This window comes from Pseudomonas sp. TWI628 (assembly GCF_039673865.1).
GTDB lineage: Bacteria > Pseudomonadota > Gammaproteobacteria > Pseudomonadales > Pseudomonadaceae > Aquipseudomonas.
Map to the genome: position 1 here is coordinate 24,146 of NZ_JBDJMM010000010.1, position 24,082 is coordinate 48,227.

Genomic DNA, 24,082 nt, shown 5'->3' on the forward strand with positions numbered 1-24,082 from the left:
GGGACATTACAGTCAACAAGTGAGGGCAACACCCTATGAGAAGACTTAAGCGTGATCCGTTGGAAAGAGCATATTCACGTGGCTACCAATACGGGGTCACCGGCAAATCCCGCGAACTTTGCCCCTTTACACTTCCTTCAGTTCGCCAAGCCTGGATCAACGGCTGGCGCGAAGGTCGCGGTGATAACTGGGACGGAATGACTGGCACCGCTGGCATCCATAGACTCAACGAAAATCACGCCGTTGGCTGAACGAGGACACTGAATTCGAGTTACCATGCGCGCCCTATCCGGGCGGCGGGCTTCGGCCCAGGGGCCCCTTGACGGGGCCCTTTTTTATGGCCGCCTTCAGGCCTTGGGCATTGCCGCGATCGCATCCACCGCTTCACGAATCAGCGCCGGGCCTTTATAAATGAAGCCCGAGTAGATCTGCACCAGGCTCGCCCCAGCGGCGATCTTCTCTGCCGCATGGCGGCCTTCGGTAATGCCTCCGGCGGCGATGATCGGCAACTTGCCTCCCAGCTCGCCCGCCAGCACCTTCACAATGTGCGTGCTCTTCTCCAGCACCGGCGCACCCGACAGGCCACCGGCCTCGCCACCATGCTCCAGCCCTTCGACGCCCTCGCGGCCCAGGGTGGTGTTGGTGGCAATCACCGCATCCATTCCCGATTGCATCAGGGCCGCTGCCACCAGCGCGGTTTCCTCGTCGCTCATGTCTGGGGCGATCTTGATCGCCAGCGGCACCCGCTTGCCATGCTCGGTGGCCAGTTGCTCACGGCGTTCGGCCAGGGCATCGAGCAGTTGCTTGAGCGAGTCGCCGAACTGCAGGCTGCGCAGGCCCGGGGTGTTCGGCGAGCTGACGTTGACGGTGATGTAGCTGGCCTCGCTATAGACCTTGTTCAGGCAGATCAGGTAATCGTCGACCGCACGCTCGACCGGGGTATCGAAGTTCTTGCCGATATTGATGCCCAACACGCCGTCGTAGCGCGAAGCACGCACGCGCTCGAGCAGGTGATCGACGCCCAGGTTGTTGAAGCCCATGCGGTTGATGATCGCCGTCGCCTGCGGCAGGCGGAACAACCGTGGCTTGGGGTTGCCCGGCTGCGGACGCGGGGTCACCGTGCCGATCTCGACGAAGCCGAAGCCCAGCTGGGCGAAGCCGTCGATGGCCGCGCCGTTCTTGTCCAGGCCCGCCGCCAGCCCCACCGGGTTGGCGAAGTTCAAGCCCATCACGGTCACCGGCAGCGCGGCCGGCTGCTTGCACAGCACACCGTTGAGCCCAAGCCGGCCACCGGCGCCGATCAGGTCCAGGGACAGGTCATGGGAGGTTTCCGGGGAAAGCTTGAACAGCAGCTGGCGGGCCAGGGTATACATGGGCGGGCAAGGCTCGGGGTGAGTGAGGCAGCGATTATAGCCAGCGCGCGCCCGGCATGACAGGGGCTTGGCACATGGGTTGCAACTTCCCTTGCCTACAGCCTATTCAGTACGGGCGAGGACCTTCGTGAATACAGCACCTCTAGCCTGGGTAAACGGCAGCGATGCACCGGAAAAACCCAGCCTCAACATCGGCTACATGGCCCTGACCGATTGCGCCTCGGTGGTAGTCGCCGCCACTCAGGGCTTCGCCCAGCAGCACGGCCTGACCCTCAACCTCAAACGCCAGGGCTCCTGGGCCGGCCTGCGCGACAAGCTGGCCAGCGGCGAGCTGGATGCTGCCCATTGCCTATACGGCCTGGTCTACGCCGTGCACCTGGGCATCGGCGGTGTTCCGGCCAGCGACATGGCGGTGCTGATGGGGCTGAACCAGAATGCCCAGGCCATCAACCTGTCGCCGGCTTTGCAGCACCAGGGTGTGACCAGCCCTGAGGCACTGGCGCAACGGGCGCACCAGCATGGCGCACGGCTGACCTTCGCCCAAACCTTTCCCACCGGCACCCACGCCATGTGGCTGTATTACTGGCTGGCCAGCCAGGGCATCCACCCGTTGCATGACGTCACCAGCGTGGTGGTGCCGCCGGCCCAGATGGCGGCACATATCCAGGCCGGGCGCATCGACGGTTTCTGCGTGGGCGAGCCTTGGGCGGCTGCCGCCGTCAGCCAGGGCCAGGGCTTCACCCTGGCCACCAGCCAGTCGATCTGGCCCGACCACCCGGAGAAAGTACTGGCCAGCACCCGCGCCTTCGTCGAGCACTACCCCAATAGCGCACGCGCACTGGTCAAGGCGGTACTCGCTGCCAGCCGGTTCATCGAGCAGAGCCCGGAGAACCTGCGCAGCACCGCGCAACTGCTCAGCGGTAGTGCCTACCTCGACACACCGCTGGAAAACGTCGAGCCGCGCCTGCTGGGCGACTATCAGGACGGCCTCGGCAATGCCTGGCATGACCGGCACGCTCTGCGCCTGTACGACCAAGGCCGCGCCAACCTGCCTTACCTGTCGGATGGCATGTGGTTCATGACCCAATTCCGCCGCTGGGGCCTGCTGCGCGACGACCCCGACTACCTCGGTGTGGCTCGCCAGGTGCAGCAGTTGCAGCTGTACCGCGAGGCCGCCAGCGCACTCGGCGTGCCCTGCCCCGAGTCAGCCATGCGCAGCAGCCTGCTGATCGACGGCATACGCTGGGACGGCAGTGATCCGTATGCCTACGCCCGCAGCTTCCGCCTGCACGCCTTGGGCGATACGCCCGATGCCCGGATCGGTCTGTGAGGGCCTTCGCCATGCTGCGCATACTGCTGATCGACGACACCCAGAAGAAACTTGGCCGTCTCAAGGCCGCACTGCGCGAAGCCGGGTTCGAAGTGATCGAGGCCCCAGACCTGACCATCGACTTGCCGGCCTGCGTCGAAACAGTGCGTCCGGACGTGGTGCTGATCGATACCGACTCACCCGACCGTGACGTGATGGAACAGGTGGTGCTGGTCAGCCGCGACCAGCCACGGCCAATCGTGCTGTTCACCGACGAGCACGACCCGGCGGTGATGCGCCAGGCGATCCAGGCCGGGGTCAGCGCCTACATCGTCGAAGGCATCCATGCGGCGCGGCTGCAGCCCATTCTCGATGTAGCCATGGCGCGCTTCGAGAGCGACCAGGCGCTCAAGGCCCAGCTGCTGGCCCGCGACCAGCAACTGGCCGAGCGCAAGCGCATCGAGCAGGCCAAGGGGCTGCTGATGAAGATGAAGGACTGCAACGAGGAACAGGCCTACACCCTGATGCGCCGGCAGGCCATGAGCCGGCAGCAGAAGTTGATCCAGGTGGCCGAGCAGATCATCGCCATGCATGAAATGCTCGGCTAGCCCGGCAGTATCGACTGGGCTGCCAGATCCAAAAAGTTGGCCCAGCTCTTGCTGAAGATAATCCACCGGTAGCCAACGGCGGTTGCCTCATAAAACTCCCGACAAAGACGTCGCTCTCCCCTCCACGCCAGTGGACCGGGTAGCGGCGTCTTTTTCGTTTCCGTTGCATTGCCGAGTGAGGTGTTCGATGAGTACCAGCTTCTGGAAATCCGGGCATGTGCCCACGCTGTTCGCCGCGTTCCTGTATTTCGACCTGAGCTTCATGGTCTGGTACCTGCTTGGCCCGCTGGCAGTGCAGATCGCCGCCGACCTGCAACTGAGCGCCCAGCAGCGCGGGCTGATGGTGGCCACGCCAATCCTTGCCGGAGCAGTGCTGCGCTTCATCATGGGTGTACTGGTCGATCGTCTGTCGCCGAAGACCGCTGGTCTGATCGGCCAGGTGATCGTCATCCTCGCCTTGGCCTGCGCCTGGTACCTGGGCGTGCACACTTATGAGCAAGCCCTGCTGCTGGGTGTGTTCCTCGGCGTGGCCGGCGCCTCGTTCGCCGTGTCGCTGCCGCTCGCCTCGCAGTGGTATCCGCCACAACACCAGGGCAAGGCCATGGGCATCGCCGGCGCAGGCAACTCCGGTACGGTGTTCGCCGCCCTGCTCGCCCCGGTGCTCGCCGCCGGGTTTGGCTGGAACAACGTATTCGGCTTTGCCGTGCTCCCACTGTTGCTGGCCCTGGCGCTGTTCGCCCTGCTTGCCCGCAATGCCCCGCAGCGGCCCAAGCCCAAGGCGGCAGCCGACTACCTCAAGGCCCTGGGCGATCGTGACAGCTGGTGGTTCATGTTCTTCTACAGCGTCACCTTCGGCGGCTTCATCGGCCTGGCCAGCGCCCTGCCTGGCTACTTCAGCGACCAGTACGCCCTGAGCCCGATCACCGCTGGCTACTACACCGCCGCCTGCGTGTTCGCCGGCAGCCTGATGCGCCCGCTGGGTGGCGCCCTGGCCGATCGTTTCGGCGGCATCCGCACCCTGCTCGGCATGTACAGCGTGGCCGCCATCTGCATCGCGGCAGTCGGCTTCAACCTGCCGAGCGCCGCAGCCGCCCTGGCACTGTTCGTCAGTGCCATGCTCGGCCTCGGTGCCGGCAATGGCGCGGTGTTCCAACTGGTACCCCAACGCTTCCGCCAGGAGATCGGTGTGATGACCGGGCTGATCGGCATGGCCGGTGGCATCGGCGGCTTCCTGCTGGCGGCAGGGCTCGGTGCCATCAAGCAGCACACCGGCGACTATCAGCTGGGCCTGTGGCTGTTCGCCAGCCTCGGCCTGCTCGCCTGGTTCGGCCTGCACGGGGTCAAGCAACGCTGGCGCACCACTTGGGGCTCGGCAGCGGTTACCGCTGCACGGGTCTGAGGCATGACGATGAGCCTGCAGCTCAGCTTCGCCCAGGCCAGCGCCACCGGGCCACGCACGGAGAACCAGGACGCCCTGCGCCTGGTCACCCCGGCGCCGGAGCTGGCCGCCAGCAAGGGCTACCTGTTCGCCCTCGCCGATGGCGTCAGCCAGTGTGCCGACGGTGGCCTGGCAGCCCGCGCCAGCCTGCAGGCGCTGGCCATGGACTATTACGCCACGCCCGCCACCTGGGGCGTGGCCCAGGCCCTGGACCGCCTGCTACTGGCACAGAACCGCTGGTTGCGCGCCCAAGGCAGCCAGCCGCTGCTGACCACCCTGAGCGCCCTGGTGCTGCGCGGGCGCCGCTTTACTCTGGCCCACGTGGGCGATTGCCGGGCCTATCGCTGGCACGCCGGTCACCTGCAATGCCTGAGCGAAGACCACGTCTGGGACCAGCCCGGCATGCAGCACGTGCTCAAGCGCGCACTGGGCCTGGACCAGCACCTGCTGGTCGACTACCTGGACGGTGAACTGCAGGCCGGCGAGTGCTACCTGCTGCTCAGCGACGGCGTCTGGGCCAGCCTTGGCGACCAGCACATCCAGGCTGTGCTGCGCGAGCAGCCCGACCTGCAGTCGGCCGCCGACACCCTGGTTGCCAGCGCCCACCACAACGGCAGCCAGGACAACGCCAGCGCCTTGTTGGTGCGGGTCGAGCAACTGGGCACGGCCAACCTCGGCGACACCCTCGCGCAACTGCAGCAGTGGCCCTTGCCTGGCCCGCTGCGCGAGGGCCAGGCGCTCGATGGCTGGCAGGTCGAGACGCGCCTGGCACACAGCCGCCAGTCACTGCTCTACCGCGTACGCGATGCCCAAGGCCAACCCTGGCTGCTGAAAACCCTGCCCGGCGAGCGCGAACAGGAACCGGGGGCCGCCCAGGGCCTGCTGCTGGAAGAGTGGTTCCTGCGCCGGGTCGCTGGCCGCCATTTCCCCGAGCTGCATGCCGCCAGCCAGCGCCAGCACCTGTATTACGTAATGCGCGAGCACAGCGGCAAGACCCTCGCCACGCAGCTCGACGACCATGGCCCGTTAGCGCTGGCACAGTGGCTGGAAATCGCCCGCCAGCTGCTCCAGGCCGCCGGCGTGCTGCATCGGCGCAACCTGCTGCACCGCGACATCAAACCGGAAAACCTGCACCTGGGTGATGATGGCCAGGTGCGCCTGCTGGACTTCGGCCTGGCGTATTGCCCAGGCCTGTCCCAGGACCCGTTGCACGAATTGCCCGGCACGCCCTCGTACATCGCCCCCGAGGCCTTCGAAGGCCAGCCACCGAGCCCGCGCCAGGACTTGTACGCCGTCGGTGTCACGCTCTATCGCTTGCTGACCGGGCACTATCCTTACGGGGAGATCGAGGCCTTCCAGCGCCCGCGCTTTGGTCAGGCCGTAAACCCCTCCCGCTACCGCCCCGACCTGCCCGAATGGCTGCAGCACAACCTGCTGCAAGCCGTGGCGGCGGACCCGGCACAACGCTTCGAAACCGCCGAGCAATGGTTGCTGTTGCTCGAACGCGGTGACCGCCAGGAGCTGCCCAGCCGCCCACGCCCGCTGCTGGAGCGTGAACCGTTGAAGGTGTGGCGCACCCTGGCGCTGCTGTCCCTGTTGCTCAACCTGATTCTGCTGTTCGCCCTGCTCAAGGGCTGAACGCGCCTTGCCGATGAGGAAACACTGATGAATGCAAAAGTCTGGCTGGTCGGCGCAGGCCCCGGCGACCCTGAACTGCTCACCCTCAAGGCCGTGCGTGCACTACAAATGGCCGAGGTGGTGATGATCGACGACCTGGTGAATCCGCAGGTGCTGGTGCATTGCCCACAAGCCAGGGTGATTGCCGTGGGCAAGCGCGGCGGCTGTCGCTCCACCCCCCAGGCCTTCATCCAGCGCCTGATGCTACGCCATGCACGGCAGGGGCGTTGCGTGGTGCGCCTCAAGGGCGGAGACCCATGCATCTTTGGCCGTGGTGGCGAGGAGGCCGCGTGGCTGCAAGGGCATGGCATCGAGGTGGAGCTGGTCAACGGCATTACCGCAGGCTTGGCCGGTGCGACCCAATGCGGGATCTCGCTGACCTCCCGTGGGGTCAGCCGCGGGGTCACGCTGGTGACGGCCCACACCCAGGATGACAGCGAACTGAACTGGGCAGCACTGGCGCAAGGCGGCACGACCCTGGTGGTGTACATGGGCGTGGCGCGGCTGGAGCAGATCCGCCGGGGGCTGCTGGAGGGCGGCATGGCGCCAGGGATGCCGGTGGCAATGATCGAGAATGCGTCATTGCCGCAGCAACGGGAGTGCCGCAGCGATGTATCGGGAATGCTCGAAGACGCCCAGGCATTCGGGCTGTGCAGCCCGGCAATTCTGGTAATCGGCGAGGTGGTTGGGGAACAGGTGATGCAGGAATGGCTGGCTGAGGCCGTGTGATGCGCAGCCTGCACAAATGACAGGCAAAGAAAAACCCGGCCGAGGCCGGGTTTTTCATTGAAGCTTCAAGCCAATTACTTGGACTGGGCTTCTACCTGAGCTTCAACGCGACGGTTGACAGCACGGCCTTCTTCGGTGGCGTTGTCGGCAACCGGACGGGTTTCACCGTAGCCAACCGACTGAACGCGGCTGGATTCAACACCGTACTGCTGGGTCAGAACCTGCTTGACAGCATTGGCACGACGCTCGGACAGCTTCTGGTTGTAGGCGTCTGGGCCGACGGAGTCAGTGTGACCTTCAACCACGGTGGTGGTCTGTGGGTACTGCTTCATGAAGTCAGCCAGGTTCTTGATGTCGCCGTAGCTGTTTGGCTTGACGACCGACTTGTCGAAGTCGAACTTGACGTCCAGCTCAACGCGAACGACTTCGGCAACAGCCGGGCAGCCATCAGCGTCAACGGTAACGTTGGCTGGGGTGTCCGGGCACTTGTCGACGTTGTCGCAAACGCCGTCGTTGTCGGAGTCGGAGCAGACTTCAGCAACTGGAGCCGGAGCAGCAGCAACTTTGCCACCGCTGCCACCGAAGTTCAGACCAACACCAACGCTTGGGCCCCACTCGGTGTTGCCGTTGTCGATGTTGTACATGGCTTCAACGCCAGCACGGGCGAAGAACATGTCAGTGATGTACCACTTGGCGCCAGCGCCAACGTTGGCGAAGGTGGAGTGATCACGGCCGCTACGAGTGGCCTGGCCCAGGCTCTCGTGAGCGAAACCAGCGGAAACGTACGGACGCAGAGCGTCGCCGACGGTACCGAAGTGGTAGGTAGCGTCCAGCTTGGCCTTGGAACCTTTGATGTCTTTGTTGAAGACTTCGCCACGAGCGTTGTGAGTCTCGTTGTAGCCCAGGTCCAGGGATACGTCGTCAGTCAGGAAGTAACCCAGACGAACACCAGGGTTGGTGCCGTCGTTCTTGAAGTTACGTTCGCTGTCGTAGTACTGCTTGGTCACGTTGCCTTCGACTTCGACTGCGCCCTGGCCCTGAGCCATAACGCCGAACGAAGTAGCTGCGACGAGCGAGCCAATGGCCAAGCCCAAGGTGTTTTTCAATTTCATCCGTTAAATCCCCATCTGGTGATAGTTAAGCAGTCCCACCAACATCCGGGGGACAACTCGACGGCAAGTCTAGCAGAACTCGCCGATCCGTTAGAGATATTTACAAGGGACTAAGTTTCATCCAGGCCTGCAAATTTCTCACGAAGCTTGTCTAGCGCGCGCTTGTAGCGCATTTTCGTTGCGCTCAAGCCCATGTGCATGATATCGGCGATCTCCTGAAATTCCAGCTCTGCGACAAAACGCAGCACCAGGATTTCCCGGTCGATCGGGTTCACATGCACCAGCCACTTGTCCAGCCCGCCCTTTTCTTCCGGTTTCGGAGCCTTCTCTTCGGACGCCTCTTCGACAGGGTCCAGGCTCAAGGCATCCATCAACCGGCGTTTACGACGCTCCTTGCGGTACTGGGTAATGCATTCGTTGTAGGTAATGCTGTAGAGCCAGGTCTTGAACTTGGACTTGCCCTCGAAGTTCTTCAGACCGTACAGCACCTTCAGCATCACTTCCTGACAGACATCATCAGCGTCGCGGTCGTTCCCCAGATAACGCGCACAGACGTTGAACAGGGTCCGCTGGTAGCGCCGCATGAGTTCCTCATAGGCGCGGGTTACGTGATACAGCTCCTCATGCGAACGCGCCACCAACTCCTCGTCGGTGAGTTCGCGGGGGTCGTAACGCATGGGCGGCGAATGAACTTTATTCAAAACGGATCTGGCCGACAGTCAGGTCAATGTCGCCGCTCAGCCCCATGGGGCGATTTTCGCGGCGGCATACATTAACAGCTTTTGTGCGGTTAGCGGCTATTGACTCGCTGCTCAAGGAGCACGCGATTGGACAGCGACACCAGTTCGCCATCATCGGTCAACAGCGTCGTCTTGACCGTGCCGATCTCTTCGATCATCCCTTCAACCTCTCCAATCCGCACCTGCTGGCCGACCTGGTAGAGTTCGCGAACGTAGATGCCGGCCAGGATCTGCCCGGCGATTTCTCGGCTGCCCAGGCCCATGGCAAGCGCAACGGCCAGACCAACGGTAATCAGCCCAATGACGATCACGTGGTTGAGCAGGTCGGTCTTGACCTCCAGCTGGCTGATGGCCACCGAGATGCTGATGATGATCACCAGGCCCTGGGTGATGCGCCCCAGGCCTGCGGAATATTCCAGGCCGATCCCTTCGGCCGCACCGCGCACCAGGCCGTTGGCCACCTGCGCCAACAGCACCCCGGCCAGCAGCACCAGGGCTGCGCCGAACACCTTGGGCAGGTACAGGGCAAGCATGTCGAGGGTGGCCGAAACCCGCTCCAGGCCCAGCGATTCAGCGGCAGAGACGAGGAAGATCAGCAACACGAACCAGTAGACGACCTTGCCGATCAAGGTCGAGATCGGCACCTGGATGCCAACCCGGCCAAGCATCTTGGTCAGCCCGGTGCCGGCCATCAGGCGGTCCAGGCCGACCTTGGCCAGGAGCTTGGAAAGCAGCGTATCGAGTAGCTTGGCCACCACAAAACCGAGCAGCACCACGACCAGCGCGCCGAACAGGTTGGGGATGAAGTTCGCTACCTTGGTCCATAGGGCGGTCATGGCAGTGACCAGGCTCTGGGTCCAGAGATCGAGTTCCATATTCAATCGGCCTTATCTGCTTTGCTGCCATTGGCAGCGTTGCGGGTAGAGTGTCGACGCACCGGTGCAACGTGCGCCGAGCCATTGTTCACGGCGATCAGCAGCGCCTGGCTCCAGCGGCCAAGCAGGCTGAACAGATCACCGGCACCGACCTGGCGGTTGGCGGTTTTCAGCACGCGCCCCAGGCACGCGGCATCGTCTCGCTCCTCACCGGAGGGCGACGCCTTGAGCAGGTCACGCAGGGATTCTTCAAACGGATCGTGCATGGGCACCTCGCGCAGTGTCACTCAGAGACGAGGTGGCCGGGCGATGGGTCACACATCGCAGTGGAACGAATGTTTCGAGATGACTCGGCATGTTCATACCCAGCGCAACCGCCGGAACAACCACCACTGCCCCACCGCCAGGCCCAGCACGACGATGCAGGCCAGCAGGAAGCCATACGGGTTGCTCGCCCCCGGAATGCCGCCGACGTTGATGCCGAGCAGCCCGGTGATGAAGCTCATGGGCAGGAAGATGCAGGTGATGATGCCGAAGCGGTACATGGTCCGGTTCATCCGCTCGCTGCGCCGGCGGTCTTCGCTTTCCAGCACCAGCGCCGCCCGCTCGCGGGTCAGCTCAAGTTCTTCGAGGTAACGGATCAGGCTGTTGTTCAGCTCGTTCCAGTAATCGGCGTCGGCATCGCAGAACCAGCTCCATTTGCTGCGCGACAGCTGGGCATAGATCTCCCGCTGTGGCGCCAAAAACCGGCGCAAGCCCGCGGCGCGACGGCGAATCTGCTGCAGGCTGTCATGCTCCGGAGAGTACCGTTCGTCGGATTCAACCTTTTCTTCTTCCAGGTCGACCAGTTCCGAGAGGTCGCTGACCAGGCTCTGGACCTTCTCGGTCAGCAGCTCGCCCATCAACAGCAGCAGCTCGGACGCCGATTTCGGCCCCCTGCCCTCTTCCAGCTGCTGAAGGACTTCATCGCTGGCACGCAATGGCCGCAAACGCAGCGAAATGACCCGCTGCGCCTGGGCATGAATGCGTACCGAAACCATATCCTCGGGCTCGGCGCCCGGGTTCAGATTGACCCCGCGCAGGAACAGCAGCATCTGCTCACCGGCCTGCGGCAACAGCCGTGGCCGGGTGTTTTCCTCCAGCAGCAGGTCGCAGGCGAACTCGCTCAGGCCACTGTCCTGCAGTAGCCAGGTGCGGGTTTGCGGATGGCTGCGATCCCAGTGCAGCCACAGGCTTTCCTGTGGCTGCAATTGCAGGTCGTCCAGCTCGGTCCGGGCAATCGAACGCGCGCCGCCTTTACCATCGAGCACCAGGGCATGTACCAGCCCCCACTGCGCGTTGTCTTCCTCGAACATCAAAGCTCCATCAGCGCGTACCGCGCGTCACTCCGGCATCTTCAGCGGGCTTGGCGAGATGATCACGCCGTTGTTGTCGGCATACAGGTACTCGCCCGGGCGGAAGGTGACACCGGCAAAGGTCACGGCCACGTTGAGGTCGCCGATGCCGCGCTTGTCGGTTTTCATCGGGTGGCTGGCCAGCGCCTGCACACCGACGTCGGTCTGGATCAGTACGTCGACGTCACGCACGCAGCCGTAGATCACCAGGCCTTCCCAACCGTTTTTGGCGGCCTTTTCGGCGAGCATGTCACCGAGCAGCGCACGGCGCAGCGAGCCACCGCCGTCGACCACTAGGACCTTGCCCTTGCCATCGAGCTCGACCTGCTCCTTGACCAGCGAGTTGTCTTCGAAGCACTTGATGGTGACGATCTGGCCACCGAAGGAATCGCGGCCACCGAAGTTGCTGAACATCGGCTCCAGCACCTGAACCAGGTCCGGGTAGGCGTCACACAGGTCGGGCGTTACGTAATGCTGCATGGGAAGCTCCTGTCAGTCACAACGAAAGCGGGTATCGGCCAAGGCTACACCGTACAAGCTGTTGCAGTCATCCGGGACCGGGCAGTCATTTGCATTCACCTGACCGGTACAGGCTCCTGCACCACCGTCGATTCATGCACCGGCAGCAGCGGATCGCGCAACCAGCGCTCCACCAACGGCCAGACCTGCGCCTGCGCCGCCTTGCTCACCAGCATGTCGACATGCCCAAAGGCCTCGAAGCCTTCTTCACGACCCAGGCGCAGGAACTGCTTGCGCTGCCCGCCAAGCTGATCGAACAGCTTGCGGCAGGCCCACACCGGGTCCTGGAAGTCCCCCGCACCCGCCACCGCCAGCAACGGCACATCCACTTCGGCCAGCCCCGCCCACCAGTCGTTCTGCTTGTCACCAAAACGCCCGAACAGGCCATGCCAGCGCATGCTCTCAAGGGCCAGGCCGATTGGCTCGTCCTCCGGGCCACGCTTGAACCGCGGCCCGGAAATCTGCCCCCAGCGCTTGAGCAGCCATTTTGCCCCCCAGGTCAGCGGTGGCACTTTGAGCGGCCAGTAGACCCGGCTGATCTGGGTGCCGAAAAGCGCCACGCTGGCCACCTGCTCGGCCTTGAGAAAGCCGCCGCCCAAGGCTGCTACCAAGGTGGTGCCACCCAGGGAGTGGCCGACCCAGTGCGGCGCCTGGCCAGACTGCTCGTGCACGAATGCCGCGATCAGCGGCAGGTCGTCGCGGGCGTAGTCAGCCACGCTGTTGTGTTTCCAGTTGCGGTTACGCGGTGACAGGCCATGGCCGCGCATCTCCGGGATCCACACGTCGAACCCGGCCCGCGCCAGATGGGCCCCAAGGCCGATACCTTTGGGCGAATACCAGAAGCGCCGGTTGGAAAAACTGCCATGCAGCAGAATCACCGGCACACCCACAGCCCGGCCTTGATCAGCCAGGCCCAGGCGGGTAATAGCCAGCTCGACGCTGGGGTCAGGGCTGTTGCCGGCCTTGATCCGGTACACGTCTTCGCTGAGGTCGCCGCGGCGCTCGGCACTGAGCAAGGCCACGGGAAAAAGATTGCTGCTGCTTTGCATAAGGTTGCTTGGTGCACAAAAAAGGGCGGGATCCATCACTGGAACTCGCCCTGGAAAAAACCAGGCGGGGGCGCGCCAGACGCACCCCCGCAATTTACCGCATCAGGCCGCGCCCTGGCCTTCGGCCAGGAAGAACCAGGTCTCCAGGACCGAGTCCGGGTTCAGCGACACGCTCTCGATGCCCTGCTCCATCAGCCATTTGGCCAGGTCCGGGTGGTCCGAAGGGCCCTGGCCGCAGATGCCGATGTACTTGCCAGCCTTGTTGCACGCCTGGATGGCGTTGGCCAGCAGCTTCTTCACCGCCGGGTTACGCTCGTCGAACAGGTGGGCGATGATGCCCGAGTCACGGTCCAGGCCCAGGGTCAGCTGGGTCAGGTCGTTGGAACCGATCGAGAAGCCGTCGAAGTACTCGAGGAACTCTTCGGCCAGAATGGCGTTGGACGGCAGCTCGCACATCATGATCACGCGCAGGCCGTTGTCGCCACGGGCCAGGCCGTTTTCGGCGAGCAGGTCGACGACCTGGCTGGCTTCGCCCAGGGTGCGCACGAACGGCACCATGATCTCGACGTTGGTCAGGCCCATTTCGTTGCGCACGCGCTTCAGCGCACGGCATTCGAGCTCGAAGCAGTCACGGAACGACTCGCTGATGTAGCGCGAGGCGCCGCGGAAGCCCAGCATCGGGTTTTCTTCTTCCGGCTCGTACAGCTTGCCACCGATCAGGTTGGCGTACTCGTTGGACTTGAAGTCCGACAGGCGCACGATGACCTTTTTCGGGTAGAAGGCCGCCGCCAGGGTGCTGATGCCCTCGACCAGCTTCTCGACATAGAAGCCGACAGGGTCGTTGTAGCCAGCGATGCGCTTGTCGACGCTTTCTTTCAGGTCGGCAGGCAGGCCGGCATAGTTCAGCAGCGCCTTGGGGTGCACACCGATCATGCGGTTGATGATGAATTCCAGACGCGCCAGGCCGACACCGGCGTTGGGCAGCTGGGCGAAGTCGAAGGCGCGGTCCGGGTTGCCGACGTTCATCATGATCTTGAACGGCAGATCGGGCATGGCATCGACCGAGTTCTGCTTGACGTCGAAGCCCAGCTCGCCCTCGAAGATGAAGCCGGTATCGCCCTCAGCACAGGACACGGTCACGCCCTGGCCGTCTTTCAGCACCTGGGTAGCGTTGCCGCAACCGACCACGGCCGGGATGCCCAGCTCACGGGCGATGATCGCCGCGTGGCAGGTCCGCCCGCCACGGTTGGTGACGATGGCGCTGGCGCGCTTCATCACCGGTTCCCAGTCCGGGTCGGTCATGTCGGAAACCAGCACGTCGCCTGGCTGCACCTTGTCCATCTCGGACACATCGTTGATCACGCGGACCTTGCCGGCGCCGATGCGCTGGCCGATGGCACGGCCTTCGACCAGCACGGTGCCCTTCTCTTTCAGCAGGTAACGTTCCATGACGTTGGCGCTGGCGCGGCTCTTCACGGTCTCAGGGCGAGCCTGGACGATGTACAGCTTGCCGTCGTCACCGTCCTTGGCCCACTCGATGTCCATCGGGCGCTGGTAGTGCTGCTCGATGATCATCGCCTGCTTGGCCAGCTCGTTGACTTCGTCGTCGCTCAGGCAGAAGCGTGCACGTTCGGCGCGGTCGACCTCGATGGTCTTGACCGAACGGCCGGCCTTGGCTTCGTCGCCATAGACCATCTTGATCGCCTTGCTACCCAGGTTGCGGCGCAGGATGGCCGGGCGGCCAGCCTCCAGGGTTTGTTTGTGCACGTAGAATTCGTCAGGGTTGACCGCACCCTGCACCACGGTTTCACCCAGGCCGTAGGCGCCGGTGATGAACACCACGTCACGGAAGCCCGACTCGGTGTCGAGGGTGAACATGACGCCGGCGGTGCCGGTCTCCGAACGGACCATGCGCTGCACGCCGGCGGACAGGGCCACCAGCTTGTGATCGAAGCCCTGGTGCACGCGGTAGGCGATGGCGCGGTCGTTGAACAGCGAAGCGAACACTTCCTTGGCCGCGCGGATCACGTTATCGACGCCACGGATGTTGAGGAAGGTTTCCTGCTGACCGGCGAACGAGGCGTCCGGCAGGTCTTCGGCGGTGGCCGAGGAACGCACGGCCACGGCCATGTTGTCGTTGCCCTGGGACATTTCGGCGAAGGCGGTGCGGATTTCCGCATCCAGGCGGGCCGGGAATTCGGCCTCCATCACCCACTGACGGATCTGCGCGCCGGTCTTGGCCAGGGCATTGACGTCATCCACGTCGAGGGCGTCGAGGGCCGCATGGATCTGGTTGTTCAGGCCACTCTGTTCGAGAAAGTCACGGTACGCCTGAGCCGTAGTGGCAAAGCCGCCCGGCACCGACACGCCGGCACCAGCGAGGTTACTGATCATCTCGCCGAGGGATGCGTTCTTGCCCCCCACATGCTCCACATCGTGGACGCCGAGCTTATCGAGGGAAACTACGTACTCTACCAAGGTGATCTCTCCACTAACTGTATTGGAAAAGCTCAAGGGCGCCCGCCTGCCTTCGTTGACTGGGCCGGACGCTTGTGGCCTGTACCTGGAAAATAGGTTCGCAAAATATGGCAGAATGCCGACAGCCGCATTCGGCAAACCGAACTTATCATATCCAAGAAACGACATCAGCTTAAGGCCCAGATCGCAAATGAAACGAACCGCGTTCTTCATCTCCGACGGCACCGGCATCACCGCCGAAACTCTGGGCCAGAGCCTGCTCGCTCAATTCGAGAGCATTCCGTTCAATAAATTCACCCGCCCGTACATCGACAGCCCGGAAAAAGCGCGGACCATGGTGCAGCAGATCAACGCTGCCGCAGAGCGCGACGGCATGCGGCCGATCATCTTCGACACCATCGTCAATCAGGACATCCGTGAGATCCTGGCGACGTCGAACGGCTTCATGATCGACATCTTTTCTTCGTTTTTATCCCCGCTCGAGCAGGAACTGACTGCCCATTCGTCGTATTCCGTGGGCAAATCGCACTCCATTGGTGGCAATTCCAACTACATGGAACGCATCGAGGCGGTGAATTTCGCCCTGGACAACGATGACGGCGCACGCACCCACTACTACGACAAGGCCGACCTGATCCTGGTCGGCGTGTCACGCTGCGGCAAGACCCCGACCTGCCTGTACATGGCCATGCAGTTCGGTATTCGCGCCGCCAACTACCCACTGACCGAGGACGACATGGAGCGCCTGCAGTTGCCGGCGGTGCTGAAAAAGCACCACAGCAAGCTGTTCGGCCTGACCATCGACCCCGACCGCCTGACCGCCATCCGCCACGAGCGCAAGCCCAACAGCCGCTATTCGAGCTTTGCCCAGTGCGAATTCGAGGTGCGCGAGGTGGAGAACCTGTTCCGCCGGGAGAACATTCCCAACATCAACTCCACGCATTTCTCGGTGGAAGAGATTTCGGCGAAGATCCTCGTCGAGAAAGGTGTGGAGCGGCGGTTCAAGTAAGCCTGCACCCGCGAAGAGGCCAGCACAGGAATACAAAAAAGCCCCGGCATCACTGCCGGGGCTTTGTTTTACCTCACTAAAAGGCTCAGGACGGCACCACCGCCGCCTGCCCGCTCATCGCCAGGTCGACCAGCTCGCGGTTGGCCACCGCGTACATCGCATAGTCAGTGCCGGTGGCATTGCGCAGGTCGTCGAGCATGGCGCGCCAGCGCTCGACCATCACCCGGTGCTGCTCAGCCCACAGCGCCACCCGGGCGTCCATGTCTTCCGGCGCATCGGCCATCTGCAGGACCGAGATGGTGATCGCCCGCTGCTGCAGGTCTATGTCGTCGCGGAACGCCTCGCGGGCCAGGGCCTGCCAGTTGTTTTCCACCGGCAGGTTGCTGATTTCCTGCAGGTACCAGGTCAGGTCCAGCGCGCTGCCCACGGCGAAGAACGCCTTGGCCACCTGCGCCGGGTCATGCCCCGTCACGTCCGAGGCCTCGATGATTGGCAGCAGGGTGTACAGGTGGGTGGTACCGGCAACCATCCGCGCCAGCAGCTCTGGCACACCGGCATCGACGAAGCCCTGGTAACGCACCATCCAACGCTCGCGGGTCGGGCCTTCCAGCAACTCGTCGAGCTTGAGCCCCAGCTGGGCGATCTTCGGCCCGAAGTGCGCGCTGTCGCGCCCGGCATCCTGTTCGTTGCGCCGGCTGCGCAGGAACCAGCGGGTGGCACGGCGGCCCAGGCGCATCAGTTCGTCCATCAGGGTCAGCTGGATTTCCGCCGGCACCTGGTAGTCCAGTGCCTCGATCTGGCGGAACCAGTGCGGCAGGTGGAAGATGTCGCGCACGATCACATAGGCGCCGGCGACGTTGGCCGGGCTCATGCCGGTCGACTCCTTCAGGCGCTGGACGAACGTGATGCCCATGGTGTTGACCAGGTCGTTGGCGATCTGCGTGCTGACGATTTCACGCTTCAGGCGGTGACGGCGCATGGCTTCGGCGAACTTGCTGACCAGCGACGGCGGGAAGGCGGTTTCCATGTCGCGGGTCAGGTAGTCGTCATCCGGCACCAGCGACTTGAGCAGCTGTTCCTTGAGGTCGATCTTGCTGTACGAGATCAGCACCGACAGCTCGGCGCGGGTCAGGCCCTGGCCGGCAGCCAGGCGCTCGGCCAGCTGTTCTTCGGACGGCAGGAACTCGATGGCCCGGTCCAGCTTGCCACGGCCTTCGAGGTCAGCCATCAGGCGCTTGTATTCGGCGATCCGCTCGCGGGCGCGGCGGGCAGCCAGCGACAGCGCCTGGGTCTGCTTGTAGTTGTTGCCCAGCACCAGGCCGGCCACTTCGTCGGTCATGCTGCCGAGCAGCTGGTTGCGCTGCTTCTCGGTCATGTCGCCACCCTGCACCACTTCATTAAGCAGGATCTTGATATTGACCTCGTGGTCGGAGCAGTCCACACCACCGGCGTTGTCGATGAAGTCGGTGTTGGTGGCGCCGCCATGCAGGCCGAATTCGACACGGCCGAGCTGGGTCATGCCAAGGTTGCCGCCCTCGCCCACCACCTTGCAGCGCAGTTCGTTGCCGTTGACCCGCAGTGCATCGTTGGCCTTGTCGCCGACATCGGCGTGGCTTTCGCTGCTGGCCTTGACGTAGGTGCCGATACCGCCGTTCCACAGCAGGTCGACCGGCGCCTTGAGCAGCGCGTGCAGCAGTTCGGTCGGGGTCAGGCGGTCGGCTTCGATGGCGAAGCGTTCCTTCATCTGCGGGCTGATGGTGATGCTCTTGGCGCTGCGCGGGAAGATCCCGCCGCCTTCGGACATGATGCTGCTGTCGTAGTCGCTCCAGGCCGAGCGCGGCAGGTCGAACAGGCGCTTGCGCTCGACGAAGCTGGTGGCCGGGTCCGGGTTCGGGTCGATGAAGATGTGCAAGTGGTTGAACGCCGCCACCAGTTGCAGCTTGTCGGACATCAGCAGGCCGTTGCCGAACACGTCACCGGCCATGTCGCCGACGCCGATCACGGTGATCGGGTCCTGCTGCACATTGATGCCGCGCTCGCGGAAGTGGCGCTGCACGCCGACCCAGGCGCCACGGGCGGTAATGCCCATTTTCTTGTGGTCATAACCGGCCGAGCCGCCCGAGGCGAACGCATCGCCGAGCCAGAAGCCATAGTCGATGGCGATGCCGTTGGCGATGTCGGAGAAGGTCGCGGTGCCCTTGTCGGCCGCCACCACCAGGTACGGGTCGTCGTCATCGTGACGCACCACGTTGGCCGGCGGCACCACGCCGCCGTCCTTGAGGTTGTCGGTGATGTCGAGCAGGCCGCAGATGAAGATGCGATAGCACGCCACACCCTCGGCAGCGACCTCGTCGCGGGTACCGCCCAGCGGCAGCCGGCGCGGCAGGAAGCCGCCCTTGGCGCCGACCGGCACGATCACCGAGTTCTTCACCTGCTGGGCTTTCACCAGGCCCAGCACTTCGGTGCGGAAGTCTTCCTCGCGGTCCGACCAGCGCAGGCCGCCGCGGGCGACGTTGCCGAAGCGCAGGTGCACGCCCTCGACCCGTGGCGAATAGACGAAGATCTCGAACTTCGGCACAGGCTTGGGCAGCTCGGGAATCAGCTTGGGGTTGAACTTGAAGCTGAAGTACGACTTGTTCTGGCCGTTGGCATCCGGCTGGTAGAAGTTGGTGCGCAGGGTGGCCTTGATCAGGTCCAGGTAGCGGCGCAGGATGCGGTCCTCGTTGAGTACCTGGACATCGTCCAGGGCGGTGAGGATCGCCTGCTCCAGGCGCTGCTGCTTGTCGTCCAGGTCTTCGTTGGTGAGCTTGCGCGCCAGGTAGAAACGGGTCTTGAACAACCGGGTCAGCTCGCGAGCGATGTCGGTGTGGTTGTTCAGGGTGCTGGCGATGTAGCCAAGGTCGAAGCCCAGGCGGATCTGCTTGAGGTACCGGGCATAGGCACGCAGCAACGCCACGTCACGCCATGGCAGGCCGGCGGTGAGCACCAGGCGGTTGAAGGCGTCGTTCTCGGCGTCGCCCTTGACGATGTGGATGAAGGCATCCTGCAGGGTGTCGTTGAGCTGCTGGATGTCCAGGTTCAGGCCTTCGCTGTAGGTGAAGGCGAAGTCGTGGATCCAGAACTCGCGCCCGCTGGCGTGGCGCAGGCGGTAAGGGAACTCGCCGAGTACGCGCAGGCCGAGGTTTTCCAGGATTGGCAGCACATCCGACAGCGCCAGCGGGGTGTCGGCGTGGTACAGCTTGCAATGCAGCAGGCGGTCGCCCAGGCGGGTCAGGGGCTGATAGAAACTCATCGCCAGCGGCTTGTTCTCGGACAGCGCCACCACATGCTGCAGGTCGACCACCGCCGAATGCGCCGGGAAGCGCTCGCGGTAGCCCGCCGGGAAGCCTTTGGGGAAGTCAGCGAGGATATTGGTGCCCTGGGCTTCGCCGAAGTTCTCGATGACCAGCGCCGAGTAGTCGTCTTGCCACGAGCGGCAGGCCTGGATCACTTCGTTTTCCAGTTGCTGCGGGTCGATGTCGATGCGGTTCTTCGGGTCGACCCGCAGAATCAGCTGCACGCGCGCCAGCACCGATTCGGAGAAGAAGGTCCAGAACTCGCAGTCGCTGGCCTTCAGGCGCTCCATCAGCACCTGCTGGATCTTCTGCCGCACTTCGGTGGAGTAGATCTCCCGCGGCACGTAGGCCAGGCAGTAGCAGAAGCGCCCGTACGGGTCCTTGCGCAGGAACACGCGGATCTTGTTGCGCTCCTGAATCTGCACGATCGACATCACGGTATTGAACAGCTCGTCGATCGGCGTCTGGAACAGGTCGTCACGCGGCAGCACTTCGAGCACCTGGGCCAGCTCCTTGCCCAGGTGCGCTTTCGGGTCGAAGCCGGAACGGCGTTCGACTTCAGCGACTTTCACGCGGATGTAAGGGATGGCATGCACGCTCTCGCCGTACACCGACGAGGTGTACAAGCCCATGAAGCGGCGCTCTTTGATAACCTTGCCATCGGCGTCCAGCTGGCGAATCGACACGTAATCCGGATAGGCCGGGCGATGCACGCGGCTGGGATGTGCGGCCTTGGCGAACGACAGCAGCAGTGGCTCGTTGAGATAGGCCACGGCGTATTCTTCGATGCGCAGTTCTTCCGCCGTCAGCCCCACCCGCAGGCGGCGCGGCAGGCCGAGGAACGACTGCTCGTCATAGACCATCTGGCCACCGTCGCTGTCGGCCTGGACGGTGAATTCTTCATAGCCAAGGAAGGTGAAGTGGTTGTCCAGCAGCCATTCGAGGAAGGCCTTTACCTCGCCCTTCTCATGCTGGGCCGGGCCGTAGGCGGTGTTTTCCACCTCGGCGACGACTTCGCGCAGCTTGGCTTTCATCGGCTCGAAATCCGCCACCGCCACGCGCACTTCGGCCAGCACCTGCTCGATCTCGCGGGTCAGCACGGTCAGCTCGGCGGCATTGGCGCAGCGGTCGATCTCCAGGTACATCAGCGACTCATGGCGCACGCCTTCGCCCTGGGTGCCTTTGGGCAGCAGTTCGAGCAGCTCGCCCTTGGCGCCCCGGCGCACGCTGAGCACCGTGGTCTGCAGGGTGTGGATGCTGTAGCCGCGGCGGTTCAGCTCGGTGCGCACCGAGTCGACCAGGAACGGCAGGTCGTGGTGCAGCACTTCGACCACGGTGTGGGTCGATTGCCAGCCATTGCGTTCGTAATCGGGGTTGTACACCCGCACTTGCGGGTATTCGGGGTCGAAGCGCTCGATGATGCGCCATGCCGACAGGGTGCAGCCGGCCAGGTCCGAAAGCCTGCGCTGGGTGAGTTCGTCCAGAGAGATGATGCCGAAGAACTGCTCGGCGAACAGCGCCACTTGTGGCAGGGACTGTTCGCTGATGTGCTGCGCCAGGGCCGCTTGCAGTTGATGCTGGAAGTCGGCTTTGCTGGCTGCGGTGAAGAAGGCCATCTGTGGTACTCCGCTTGGGCTTTGTAATAGTTGAAGCGTCGCGCACGTCCGCCATGTACGGATCAACGATAGCCAACCCATGGCAAGCCGGACGGTAAAAACCAGACGTAGAACGTGACAGGTACGTTCAGGGCTCGCGGAAGCTTAACGACTGAGCGGTCATTGCCGCTTGCGAGGCTGCGACAATTTCGGTCAAGGGCTGGCAACTTTACGTTTATGGATGTGTGCAAGGCTGTCAGAATTCCCTCTCATTTCCAGAAGCCCGAGCCGTTGCCATGCAAATCAAGACCGCCCTGCTGTTCGCCACCCCTTGCGATGACGAGGAAGACAACATGGCGACCCTGTGCTGCCACAGCGACAAGGGGCAGATGTTTCTGCTGACCCGCTACCCGGATGAAGACACCGTCGACCTGACCCTGGATGACGAGCCGTCGACGCTGGATGGGCTGAAGGTGACCTTGAGTGCACAGCGCCTGCTGATCGAAGTGGCGGCCGGGGATCGCGATGCGCTGAAAGGGGATGAGGCGCTGGAGATCGTACTGACTTCGGCGGGGACCGACCTTGAGGAAGTGGCGCTGACGCTGAAGAACATCCTCGAAGGCACGGGCACCTTCGTCAGCGAGCTCTGAGTCTTCCTGTTCCGGCCCTTTCGCGGCGGTTCGGCGCCCCGATGAACCCGCGAAGAGGCCGGGCCTGCAAAGCAGATAATCCATTGACACCTCTGCCCTACCACAGGCATTGTCTGACAACCTGATCACTAGGCAACCGCTTCCATGCTAGAGCTCCAGCGCCCCGATACCCTGGTAGACCGGGTTGTCAGCGCCATCCGCGCCGAGATCGATTCCGGCCGTTTGGCCGCCGAATCGCGCCTGCCCACCGAACAGCAACTGGCCGAACAGCTGAACGTCAGCCGCTCGGTGGTGCGCGAGGCGGTAGCGCAGCTCAAGGCCGATGGTGTGCTGATCGCTCGTCGCGGGCTCGGTTCCTACATCTCGCAAACCCCAGCCGGCACCGTGTTCCGCTTCCCCGGCAGCAATGGCCGCAAGCCGGACCTTACGCAGATGTTCGAAATGCGCCTGTGGATCGAAACCCAGGCCGCCGCCATCGCCGCCCGCCGGCGCGACGAGCAGGACCTGGCGCACATGGCCAAGGCCCTGCAGGAAATGCTCGACAAGCGCAGCGACTTCGCCACCGCCTCGGCCGCCGACGTGGCCTTCCACCGGGCGATTGCCGAAGCCAGCAAGAACGATTACTTCGTGGCCTTCCACGACTTCCTCGGCGGCCAGCTGGCCAGCGCACGGCGCACCGCCTGGGAAAACTCCGCCGCCCACTCGGTGGGCGGTTCGGCCGATGCCAACCGCGAGCACCAGGCGCTGTACCAGGCCATCGCCGATGGCGACCGCCAGGCGGCCGCAGCTTGCGCCGAAGCGCACCTGCGCGCCTCGGCCAAGCGCCTGAAGATCGACCTCCCCGCCCTCGACTGACCCCGGAGAAACCAACGCGCCCTGACGCGGGCCTTTTTTGCGCACTACTTAGTCTGACAACCTGATAAGCAGACCCACTGACAAGAACACCAAGGTACTCTTGCATGACCTACGACTACTGCATCATCGGCGGCGGCATCGTCGGCCTCGCCACCGCGATGGCCCTGCTCGAACAGCGCCCGGGCGCATCCCTGCTGATCCTGGAGAAGGAAGCCAGCCTCGGCCGCCACCAGACCGGCCACAACAGCGGCGTGATCCATGCGGGCATCTACTACGCACCGGGCAGCCTCAAGGCCGACCTGTGCAAGCGCGGCGCCCAGGCGACCAAGGACTTCTGCACTGAGCACGGCATCGCCTTCGAGGTCTGCGGCAAGCTGCTGGTGGCCTCCAACGACCTTGAAGTGCAACGCATGCAGGCGCTGTACGAGCGCTCGCAGCAGAACGGCCTGAAGGTCGAGCGCCTGGATGCCGCCGCGCTGGCTGAACGTGAGCCGAACATCGTCGGCAAGGGCGCGCTGTTCCTCGATGCCACCGGCATCGTCGACTACACCCAGGTGTGCAACGCCATGGCCAAGGTGATCCGCCAGGCCGGCGGCGAGGTGCACTTGTCGACCCGCGTGCGCGCTATCCAGGAGCACGCTGACCATGTCGCCATCGGCACCGACAGCCACACCTGGCGCGCGCGCCGGCTGGTGGCCTGCGCCGGCCTGCAGTCCGACCGCCTGGCGCGCCTGGCCGGGGTGAAGATCGACCATCAGATCATCCCCTTCCGCGGCGAGTACTACCGCCTGCCGGCCAGCAAGAACCAGATCGTCAACCACCTGATCTACCCGATTCCCGACCCGGAACTGCCGTTCCTCGGCGTGCACCTGACACGCATGATCGACGGCAGCGTCACTGTCGGCCCGAATGCCGTGCTCGGCTTCGGCCGTGAGAACTACCGCAAGTTTTCGGCCAACTGGCGCGACGTGGCCGAGTACGCCAGCTTCCCGGGCTTCTGGAAAACCATTTGGAACAACCTCGGCTCCGGCACCACCGAGATGAAGAACTCACTGTTCAAGCGCGGTTACCTGGAACAGTGCCGCAAGTACTGCCCATCGCTGCAAGTGGCAGACCTGCTGCCCTACGAGGCGGGCATTCGCGCCCAGGCGGTGATGCGCGACGGGGCCCTGGTGCATGACTTCCTGTTCGCCGAAACCCCGCGCATGGTGCATGTCTGCAATGCCCCGTCGCCGGCTGCCACTTCGGCCATTCCGATCGGCCAGATGATCGCCGAGAAGATCCTCAAGGCCTGCTGAAATCTGCTTCACCCTTAACCCAAAAAGACGCAACTACAA

At 63.8% G+C, this 24,082-nt stretch carries 20 protein-coding genes; 10 read left to right on the forward strand and 10 right to left on the reverse strand.

Annotated elements, in window-relative coordinates; translation table 11 throughout:
* Nucleotides 1–35: 35 nt before the first annotated feature.
* Nucleotides 36–251 (forward strand): ribosome modulation factor, encoded by a 216-nt coding sequence (locus tag ABE528_RS09585; RefSeq protein ID WP_079227119.1) that lies wholly within the window; start codon nucleotides 36–38, stop codon nucleotides 249–251.
* A gap of 96 nt (nucleotides 252–347) precedes the next feature.
* Here ABE528_RS09585 and ABE528_RS09590 read toward each other — a convergent pair whose 3' ends face one another.
* Nucleotides 348–1,373, reverse strand: coding sequence for a quinone-dependent dihydroorotate dehydrogenase (locus ABE528_RS09590; RefSeq protein WP_346652789.1), 1,026 nt, complete (start codon nucleotides 1,371–1,373; stop codon nucleotides 348–350).
* A 127-nt stretch (nucleotides 1,374–1,500) separates the two neighbouring features.
* Between ABE528_RS09590 and ABE528_RS09595 the strand changes: the two genes are divergently transcribed.
* From ABE528_RS09595 to cobA, 5 genes are all read left to right on the forward strand, one after another.
* Nucleotides 1,501–2,703 carry a CmpA/NrtA family ABC transporter substrate-binding protein gene (locus ABE528_RS09595; protein WP_346652790.1) on the forward strand — a complete coding sequence of 401 codons (1,203 nt, stop codon included), beginning with the start codon at nucleotides 1,501–1,503 and terminating at the stop codon, nucleotides 2,701–2,703.
* 11 nt (nucleotides 2,704–2,714) lie between these two features.
* Nucleotides 2,715–3,290, forward strand: coding sequence for an ANTAR domain-containing protein (locus ABE528_RS09600; protein ID WP_346652791.1), 576 nt, complete (start codon nucleotides 2,715–2,717; stop codon nucleotides 3,288–3,290).
* A 187-nt stretch (nucleotides 3,291–3,477) separates the two neighbouring features.
* Nucleotides 3,478–4,689: a nitrate/nitrite transporter gene (locus tag ABE528_RS09605; RefSeq protein ID WP_152955810.1), complete on the forward strand. Its 1,212-nt coding sequence runs from the start codon at nucleotides 3,478–3,480 to the stop codon at nucleotides 4,687–4,689.
* Between the two features lie 9 nt (nucleotides 4,690–4,698).
* The gene (locus ABE528_RS09610) at nucleotides 4,699–6,366 is read left to right on the forward strand and encodes a bifunctional protein-serine/threonine kinase/phosphatase (protein WP_346652792.1); all 1,668 of its coding nucleotides are present in this window, start codon (nucleotides 4,699–4,701) and stop codon (nucleotides 6,364–6,366) included.
* 27 nt (nucleotides 6,367–6,393) lie between these two features.
* On the forward strand, nucleotides 6,394–7,134 hold the full coding sequence (cobA, locus tag ABE528_RS09615) for a uroporphyrinogen-III C-methyltransferase (RefSeq protein WP_152955808.1): 741 nt from the start codon (nucleotides 6,394–6,396) through the stop codon (nucleotides 7,132–7,134).
* A 74-nt stretch (nucleotides 7,135–7,208) separates the two neighbouring features.
* Here cobA and ABE528_RS09620 read toward each other — a convergent pair whose 3' ends face one another.
* The 8 genes from ABE528_RS09620 to ppsA form a co-directional block, all read right to left on the reverse strand.
* Complete coding sequence (locus tag ABE528_RS09620; protein WP_346652793.1) at nucleotides 7,209–8,246, reverse strand: OmpA family protein; 1,038 nt, start codon at nucleotides 8,244–8,246, stop codon at nucleotides 7,209–7,211.
* A gap of 110 nt (nucleotides 8,247–8,356) precedes the next feature.
* Entirely contained in the window at nucleotides 8,357–8,923 is a 567-nt protein-coding gene (gene sigX, locus ABE528_RS09625; RefSeq protein ID WP_033696348.1) for an RNA polymerase sigma factor SigX, read from the reverse strand.
* Between the two features lie 113 nt (nucleotides 8,924–9,036).
* Nucleotides 9,037–9,861 carry a mechanosensitive ion channel domain-containing protein gene (locus ABE528_RS09630; RefSeq protein WP_027919410.1) on the reverse strand — a complete coding sequence of 275 codons (825 nt, stop codon included), beginning with the start codon at nucleotides 9,859–9,861 and terminating at the stop codon, nucleotides 9,037–9,039.
* 2 nt (nucleotides 9,862–9,863) lie between these two features.
* Nucleotides 9,864–10,127 carry a CrfX protein gene (locus ABE528_RS09635; protein ID WP_103449775.1) on the reverse strand — a complete coding sequence of 88 codons (264 nt, stop codon included), beginning with the start codon at nucleotides 10,125–10,127 and terminating at the stop codon, nucleotides 9,864–9,866.
* Nucleotides 10,128–10,220: 93 nt separating this feature from the next.
* Nucleotides 10,221–11,216 (reverse strand): zinc transporter ZntB, encoded by a 996-nt coding sequence (locus tag ABE528_RS09640; RefSeq protein ID WP_346652794.1) that lies wholly within the window; start codon nucleotides 11,214–11,216, stop codon nucleotides 10,221–10,223.
* A gap of 27 nt (nucleotides 11,217–11,243) precedes the next feature.
* A complete protein-coding gene (gene rraA / locus ABE528_RS09645; protein ID WP_054883439.1) occupies nucleotides 11,244–11,735 on the reverse strand; it encodes a ribonuclease E activity regulator RraA in 492 nt (163 codons plus the stop codon).
* A gap of 95 nt (nucleotides 11,736–11,830) precedes the next feature.
* Complete coding sequence (locus ABE528_RS09650; protein ID WP_346652795.1) at nucleotides 11,831–12,823, reverse strand: alpha/beta hydrolase; 993 nt, start codon at nucleotides 12,821–12,823, stop codon at nucleotides 11,831–11,833.
* Nucleotides 12,824–12,925: 102 nt separating this feature from the next.
* Nucleotides 12,926–15,301, reverse strand: a complete 2,376-nt coding sequence (gene ppsA, locus ABE528_RS09655) for a phosphoenolpyruvate synthase (protein WP_346652796.1) — start codon at nucleotides 15,299–15,301, stop codon at nucleotides 12,926–12,928.
* Between the two features lie 190 nt (nucleotides 15,302–15,491).
* On the opposite strand from ppsA, the gene ABE528_RS09660 reads away from it, so the two are divergent.
* The gene (locus tag ABE528_RS09660; protein ID WP_054885785.1) at nucleotides 15,492–16,310 is read left to right on the forward strand and encodes a pyruvate, water dikinase regulatory protein; all 819 of its coding nucleotides are present in this window, start codon (nucleotides 15,492–15,494) and stop codon (nucleotides 16,308–16,310) included.
* Nucleotides 16,311–16,395: 85 nt separating this feature from the next.
* Here ABE528_RS09660 and ABE528_RS09665 read toward each other — a convergent pair whose 3' ends face one another.
* On the reverse strand, nucleotides 16,396–21,261 hold the full coding sequence (locus tag ABE528_RS09665) for an NAD-glutamate dehydrogenase (RefSeq protein ID WP_152955803.1): 4,866 nt from the start codon (nucleotides 21,259–21,261) through the stop codon (nucleotides 16,396–16,398).
* Nucleotides 21,262–21,536: 275 nt separating this feature from the next.
* Between ABE528_RS09665 and ABE528_RS09670 the strand changes: the two genes are divergently transcribed.
* The 3 genes from ABE528_RS09670 to lhgO all read left to right on the forward strand — a co-directional run bounded on the left by ABE528_RS09670 (nucleotide 21,537) and on the right by lhgO (nucleotide 24,043).
* Complete coding sequence (locus tag ABE528_RS09670; RefSeq protein WP_152955802.1) at nucleotides 21,537–21,890, forward strand: hypothetical protein; 354 nt, start codon at nucleotides 21,537–21,539, stop codon at nucleotides 21,888–21,890.
* Between the two features lie 144 nt (nucleotides 21,891–22,034).
* Nucleotides 22,035–22,745 (forward strand): FadR/GntR family transcriptional regulator, encoded by a 711-nt coding sequence (locus tag ABE528_RS09675; RefSeq protein WP_346652797.1) that lies wholly within the window; start codon nucleotides 22,035–22,037, stop codon nucleotides 22,743–22,745.
* A gap of 104 nt (nucleotides 22,746–22,849) precedes the next feature.
* Nucleotides 22,850–24,043: an L-2-hydroxyglutarate oxidase gene (gene lhgO / locus ABE528_RS09680; protein ID WP_346652798.1), complete on the forward strand. Its 1,194-nt coding sequence runs from the start codon at nucleotides 22,850–22,852 to the stop codon at nucleotides 24,041–24,043.
* The last annotated feature ends 39 nt before the right edge of the window (nucleotides 24,044–24,082 follow it).

What these genes read in the sequence shown, in the direction of transcription:
- ABE528_RS09590 (WP_346652789.1), bottom strand. Translation starts at nt 1,373, where the DNA reads ATGTATACCCTGGCCCGCCAGCTGCTGTTCAAGCTTTCCCCGGAAACC.
- ABE528_RS09665 (WP_152955803.1), bottom strand. Translation starts at nt 21,261, where the DNA reads ATGGCCTTCTTCACCGCAGCCAGCAAAGCCGACTTCCAGCATCAACTG.
- lhgO (WP_346652798.1), top strand. Translation starts at nt 22,850, where the DNA reads ATGACCTACGACTACTGCATCATCGGCGGCGGCATCGTCGGCCTCGCC.
- rraA (WP_054883439.1), bottom strand. Translation starts at nt 11,735, where the DNA reads ATGCAGCATTACGTAACGCCCGACCTGTGTGACGCCTACCCGGACCTG.
- ABE528_RS09620 (WP_346652793.1), bottom strand. Translation starts at nt 8,246, where the DNA reads ATGAAATTGAAAAACACCTTGGGCTTGGCCATTGGCTCGCTCGTCGCA.
- ABE528_RS09610 (WP_346652792.1), top strand. Translation starts at nt 4,699, where the DNA reads ATGAGCCTGCAGCTCAGCTTCGCCCAGGCCAGCGCCACCGGGCCACGC.
- ABE528_RS09675 (WP_346652797.1), top strand. Translation starts at nt 22,035, where the DNA reads ATGCTAGAGCTCCAGCGCCCCGATACCCTGGTAGACCGGGTTGTCAGC.
- ABE528_RS09650 (WP_346652795.1), bottom strand. Translation starts at nt 12,823, where the DNA reads ATGCAAAGCAGCAGCAATCTTTTTCCCGTGGCCTTGCTCAGTGCCGAG.
- ABE528_RS09635 (WP_103449775.1), bottom strand. Translation starts at nt 10,127, where the DNA reads ATGCACGATCCGTTTGAAGAATCCCTGCGTGACCTGCTCAAGGCGTCG.
- ABE528_RS09670 (WP_152955802.1), top strand. Translation starts at nt 21,537, where the DNA reads ATGCAAATCAAGACCGCCCTGCTGTTCGCCACCCCTTGCGATGACGAG.
- ABE528_RS09660 (WP_054885785.1), top strand. Translation starts at nt 15,492, where the DNA reads ATGAAACGAACCGCGTTCTTCATCTCCGACGGCACCGGCATCACCGCC.
- ABE528_RS09600 (WP_346652791.1), top strand. Translation starts at nt 2,715, where the DNA reads ATGCTGCGCATACTGCTGATCGACGACACCCAGAAGAAACTTGGCCGT.
- ABE528_RS09605 (WP_152955810.1), top strand. Translation starts at nt 3,478, where the DNA reads ATGAGTACCAGCTTCTGGAAATCCGGGCATGTGCCCACGCTGTTCGCC.
- ABE528_RS09640 (WP_346652794.1), bottom strand. Translation starts at nt 11,216, where the DNA reads ATGTTCGAGGAAGACAACGCGCAGTGGGGGCTGGTACATGCCCTGGTG.
- ABE528_RS09585 (WP_079227119.1), top strand. Translation starts at nt 36, where the DNA reads ATGAGAAGACTTAAGCGTGATCCGTTGGAAAGAGCATATTCACGTGGC.
- cobA (WP_152955808.1), top strand. Translation starts at nt 6,394, where the DNA reads ATGAATGCAAAAGTCTGGCTGGTCGGCGCAGGCCCCGGCGACCCTGAA.
- sigX (WP_033696348.1), bottom strand. Translation starts at nt 8,923, where the DNA reads ATGCGTTACGACCCCCGCGAACTCACCGACGAGGAGTTGGTGGCGCGT.
- ABE528_RS09630 (WP_027919410.1), bottom strand. Translation starts at nt 9,861, where the DNA reads ATGGAACTCGATCTCTGGACCCAGAGCCTGGTCACTGCCATGACCGCC.